Consider the following 5,895-nt stretch of genomic DNA (forward strand, 5'->3'; position numbering starts at 1 on the left):
CAAAAAAAAGCCCATCTTATAAGATGGGCTTTTTGTAATAAGAGCTTGGCGATGACCTACTTTCACATGGCAACCTGCCACACTATCATCGGCGCTAAGCGGTTTCACTTCCGAGTTCGGGATGGGATCGGGTGGTTCACGCTTGCTATGTTCACCAAGCAAACTGGTTTGAAGGGTGTTAGGTTCAAGGTAAAAGGTTCAGGATTCAAAACAACGGCGCTTCGCCGTGCCATGCCTCTCTTACTTACCTATCATCTCCCTTCGTCATCAACAGGCTTCAGTTGCAAGCTCCGGGGTTTTGGACCTTGTACCTTGCGTCTTGTACCTGCTTCATGGAAATCTGTATCGAGTTTATTCGTTCTCTTGCGTGATCAGATTTTGTCGTCTGACCTAACCCAAACGCATTGGGTGTTATATGGTCAAGCCTCACGGGCAATTAGTAGTCGTTAGCTTCACACATTACTGCGCTTCCACACCGACCCTATCAACGTCGTAGTCTCCAACGGCCCTTCAGGGGACTTATAGTCCCAGTGAGATCTCATCTTGGGAGGGGCTTCCCGCTTAGATGCTTTCAGCGGTTATCCTGTCCGAACGTGGCTACCCGGCAATGCCATTGGCATGACAACCGGAACACCAGAGGTTCGTCCACTTCGGTCCTCTCGTACTAGAAGCAGCTTCCCTCAAATCTCAAACGCCCACGGCAGATAGGGACCGAACTGTCTCACGACGTTCTGAACCCAGCTCGCGTACCACTTTAAATGGCGAACAGCCATACCCTTGGGACCTGCTTCAGCCCCAGGATGTGATGAGCCGACATCGAGGTGCCAAACACCGCCGTCGATATGAACTCTTGGGCGGTATCAGCCTGTTATCCCCGGCGTACCTTTTATCCGTTGAGCGATGGCCCTTCCATACAGAACCACCGGATCACTAAGACCTACTTTCGTACCTGCTCGACTTGTCCGTCTCGCAGTCAAGCACCCTTATGCCTTTGCACTCATTGCCTGATTTCCGACCAGGCTGAGGGTACCTTCGTGCTCCTCCGTTACTCTTTGGGAGGAGACCGCCCCAGTCAAACTACCCACCAGACACTGTCCCTAATCCAGATAATGGATCGAGGTTAGAACTCCAAACATACCAGGGTGGTATTTCAAGGTTGGCTCCACAAGAACTGGCGTTCCTGCTTCAAAGCCTCCCACCTATCCTACACAAGTAGGTTCAAAGTCCAGTGTCAAGCTATAGTAAAGGTGCACGGGGTCTTTCCGTCTAGCCGCGGGTACACTGCATCTTCACAGCGATTTCAATTTCACTGAGTCCCAGGTGGAGACAGTGTGGCCATCGTTACGCCATTCGTGCAGGTCGGAACTTACCCGACAAGGAATTTCGCTACCTTAGGACCGTTATAGTTACGGCCGCCGTTTACTGGGGCTTCGATCAAGAGCTTCTCCGAAGATAACCCCATCAATTAACCTTCCAGCACCGGGCAGGCGTCACACCCTATACGTCCACTTTCGTGTTTGCAGAGTGCTATGTTTTTGCTAAACAGTCGCAGCCACCGATTTTTTGCAACCGCCTTACGCTACAGCCGCAAGGGCTTTCACTTATCAACGGCATACCTTCTCCCGAAGTTACGGTATCATTTTGCCTAGTTCCTTCACCTGGGTTCTCTCAAGCGCCTTAGAATTTTCATCCCACCCACCTGTGTCGGTTTAGGGTACGGCCACTTGTAACCTGAAGCTTAGAGGTTTTTCTTGGAAGCAGGGCATCTATCACTTCGCTGTTCCGAAGAACCGCTCGTCATCACGCCTCAGCATAGAGACTCCCGGATTTGCCTAAGAGTCATGCCTACACGCTTAAACTGCCACTTCCAACCGACAGCTGATATAGCCTTCTCCGTCACCCCATCGCAGTTACAACTGGTACAGGAATATTAACCTGTTTTCCATCGACTACGCCTTTCGGCCTCGCCTTAGGTGCCGACTAACCCTGCGTCGATTAACGTTGCGCAGGAAACCTTGGGTTTACGGCGAGAGGGTTTTTCACCCTCTTTATCGTTACTTATGTCAGCATTCGCACTTCTGATACCTCCAGCCGACTTCTCAATCGACCTTCGCAGGCGTACAGAACGCTCCTCTACCACTCACGCTTACGCGTAAATCCGTAGCTTCGGTACTATGCTTAGCCCCGGTAAATCTTCCGCGCAGACCGACTCGACCAGTGAGCTATTACGCTTTCTTTAAAGGATGGCTGCTTCTAAGCCAACCTCCTGGCTGTCTGTGCCTTTCCACATCGTTTCCCACTGAGCATAGATTTGGGGACCTTAGCTGACGGTCTGGGCTGTTTCCCTTTTCACGACGGACCTTATCACCCGCCGTGTGTCTCCCGTGCTTGCACTTCTCGGTATTCGGAGTTTGCATCGGTTTGGTAAGTCGGGATGACCCCCTAGCCGAAACAGTGCTCTACCCCCGAGAGTGATACACGAGGCGCTACCTAAATAGCTTTCGAGGAGAACCAGCTATCTCCGAGCTTGATTAGCCTTTCACTCCGATCCACAACTCATCCCCGTATTTTTCAACAGACGTGGGTTCGGTCCTCCAGTGTGTGTTACCACACCTTCAACCTGGTCATGGATAGATCGCCCGGTTTCGGGTCTACACCTTGCGACTAAACGCCCTATTAAGACTCGGTTTCCCTACGCCTCCCCTATTCGGTTAAGCTTGCCACAAAATGTAAGTCGCTGACCCATTATACAAAAGGTACGCAGTCACCCCACGAAGGGGCTCCCACTGCTTGTACGCATACGGTTTCAGGTTCTATTTCACTCCGCTCTCCGCGGTTCTTTTCGCCTTTCCCTCACGGTACTGGTTCACTATCGGTCAGTAAGGAGTATTTAGCCTTGGAGGATGGTCCCCCCATATTCAGTCAACGTTTCACGTGCGCCGACCTACTCGATTTCACTAAAAACAGGTTTTCGTGTACGGGGCTATCACCCTGTATCGCCGGACTTTCCAGACCGTTCCACTAACCTGAATCTAGCTTAAGGGCTAGTCCCCGTTCGCTCGCCACTACTTAGGGAATCTCGGTTGATTTCTTTTCCTCCGGGTACTTAGATGTTTCAGTTCTCCGGGTTCGCTTCAGTGAGCTATGTATTCACTCAAAGATGACGTGCTTATGCACGCCGGGTTTCCCCATTCGGACATCTCTGGATCACGGTTTGTTTGCAAACTCCCCAAAGCTTTTCGCATGCTACAACGTCCTTCATCGCCTCTTACTGCCTAGGCATCCACCGTATGCGCTTATTCACTTGACCATATAACCCGAATACGTCTGGTGCTTTTGTCTCACATTTCGCTTGCGCTAACATTCGATTTTGGGCACTGTCTGTTTCACGTTATTTGTCAGCTGACATGTTCGCTGATTTTTGCTTGAGAACGATTTTGCCGTTTGTTTTTCCGCCTTTGTTTTGCAACAATGGCTGATCGCAAACCGCAACTCGTTTACATCACGATCTTGGCAGATCGGATGTTTGTTACAGATTTCCATATTGTTAAAGAGCTATCGGTACGAATACCAATTCTATACGGACTGATCCTTTTGGATGCAAACCGTATAGAGCTGATGTCCTTACGTTGACTTTTTCGACGCCGCCTGTTCAGCGTATCTAGCGTTGAATGGTGGAGCCAGGGAGGATCGAACTCCCGACCTCCTGCGTGCAAGGCAGGCGCTCTCCCAGCTGAGCTATGGCCCCAATAAACGAGGTTCAAGGTTCAAGCGACAGGGTTCAAGGTGATTACGTTATTAACTTCGGCCAATCTCGAGCATTCAAATGCTCTCGATATCCGCCTTGTACCTTGTACCTTACTCTTGTACCTTTTCGCGTTGGTGGGTCTGGGAGGAGTTGAACCTCCGACCTCACCCTTATCAGGGGTGCGCTCTAACCAACTGAGCTACAGACCCAGGTGCGTCTTTCAATCGAAATAATTTGTTGTGAGTACGTAATTCGGTGTTCTGTCTTTGTAAGGAGGTGATCCAGCCCCAGGTTCCCCTAGGGCTACCTTGTTACGACTTCACCCCAGTCATGAATCACAAAGTGGTAAGCGCCCTCCCGAAGGTTAAACTACCTACTTCTTTTGCAACCCACTCCCATGGTGTGACGGGCGGTGTGTACAAGGCCCGGGAACGTATTCACCGCGGCATTCTGATCCGCGATTACTAGCGATTCCGACTTCATGCAGTCGAGTTGCAGACTGCAATCCGGACTAGGATCGGCTTTTTGGGATTTGCTGGCTCTCGCGAGTTTGCGGCCCTCTGTACCGACCATTGTAGCACGTGTGTAGCCCTACCCATAAGGGCCATGATGACTTGACGTCGTCCCCACCTTCCTCCGGTTTATCACCGGCAGTCTCCCTAGAGTTCCCGGCCGAACCGCTGGCAACTAAGGATAAGGGTTGCGCTCGTTACGGGACTTAACCCAACATCTCACGACACGAGCTGACGACAGCCATGCAGCACCTGTCTCAGAGTTCCCGAAGGCACTCTACGATCTCTCACAGATTCTCTGGATGTCAAGGGTAGGTAAGGTTCTTCGCGTTGCATCGAATTAAACCACATGCTCCACCGCTTGTGCGGGCCCCCGTCAATTCATTTGAGTTTTAGCCTTGCGGCCGTACTCCCCAGGCGGTCAACTTAATACGTTAGCTCCACCACTAAGTTCTTTAAGAACCCAACGGTTAGTTGACATCGTTTACGGCGTGGACTACCAGGGTATCTAATCCTGTTTGCTACCCACGCTTTCGTACCTCAGCGTCAGTTTGAGTCCAGGGAGCCGCCTTCGCCACTGGTGTTCCTTCAGATCTCTACGCATTTCACCGCTACACCTGAAATTCCACTCCCCTCTACTCAACTCTAGTCATCCAGTATCAAATGCAGTTCCCAGGTTAAGCCCGGGGCTTTCACATCTGACTTAAATAACCGCCTACGCACGCTTTACGCCCAGTAATTCCGATTAACGCTTGCACCCTCCGTATTACCGCGGCTGCTGGCACGGAGTTAGCCGGTGCTTCTTGTATAGGTAATGTCAGTCTACCGGGTATTAACCGGCAGGTATTCCTTCCTATTGAAAGTGCTTTACAACCCTCAGGCCTTCTTCACACACGCGGTATTGCTGGATCAGGCTTTCGCCCATTGTCCAATATTCCCCACTGCTGCCTCCCGTAGGAGTCTGGGCCGTGTCTCAGTCCCAGTGTGGCTGATCATCCTCTCAGACCAGCTATGGATCGTCGCCTTGGTAGGCCATTACCCTACCAACTAGCTAATCCAACATAGGCTCATCTATTAGCGCCAGGCCCGAAGGTCCCCGGCTTTCACCCGTAGGTCGTATGCGGTATTAGCGTGAGTTTCCCCACGTTATCCCCCACTAATAGGCAGATTCCTATGCATTACTCACCCGTCCGCCACTCGTCAGCGCCCGAAGGCCTGCTACCGTTCGACTTGCATGTGTTAAGCATACCGCCAGCGTTCAATCTGAGCCATGATCAAACTCTTCAGTTTAATTTTGGTTTGCCACTAATAAAGATCAGTAGCCAATCTCGACTCGATTACATAACATCTTTTCTTGCGAATTGACGTGGATTCTGTATCGATCTATTTCTAACAGAAACAGCTCGGATTACATACCCACACAAATTATTTCGATTTAGGTTGTTAAAGAGCCAGGACGTCGTTATCATTCCGTCCTGTTGAGCCGATGCATTCTACAGCATTTCAAATCGTTGTCAAATTTATTTTTTCAGCGCCGGCCAAAACCCGAACCAAAATACCAAACAAACCCGACACCGACGAGCAAAACACCGCGGCACCCCTTCGAGACTTCGTCAACCAAAACCCGTCAACCCC

At 50.8% G+C, this 5,895-nt stretch carries 2 tRNA genes and 3 rRNA genes; all 5 read right to left on the reverse strand.

The features are described 5' to 3' along the window. Positions 1-43: 43 nt before the first annotated feature. A 5S ribosomal RNA gene (rrf, locus tag NP596_RS19375) occupies positions 44-159 on the reverse strand. Positions 160-415: 256 nt separating this feature from the next. Continuing rightward, positions 416-3,310, reverse strand: a 23S ribosomal RNA gene (locus NP596_RS19380). 362 nt (positions 3,311-3,672) lie between these two features. Beyond that, positions 3,673-3,748: transfer RNA gene (locus NP596_RS19385), tRNA-Ala, on the reverse strand. Positions 3,749-3,880: 132 nt separating this feature from the next. Then, positions 3,881-3,957, reverse strand: a tRNA-Ile gene (locus NP596_RS19390). Between the two features lie 60 nt (positions 3,958-4,017). Continuing rightward, positions 4,018-5,550 (reverse strand): 16S ribosomal RNA (locus NP596_RS19395). The 16S, 23S and 5S rRNA genes sit together here with 2 tRNA genes alongside, the layout of an rRNA operon. Between the last annotated feature and the right edge of the window lie 345 nt (positions 5,551-5,895).

The sequence above is a fragment of the Methylomonas rivi genome (assembly GCF_024505165.1).
Taxonomy (GTDB): Bacteria; Pseudomonadota; Gammaproteobacteria; order Methylococcales; family Methylomonadaceae; genus Methylomonas; species Methylomonas rivi.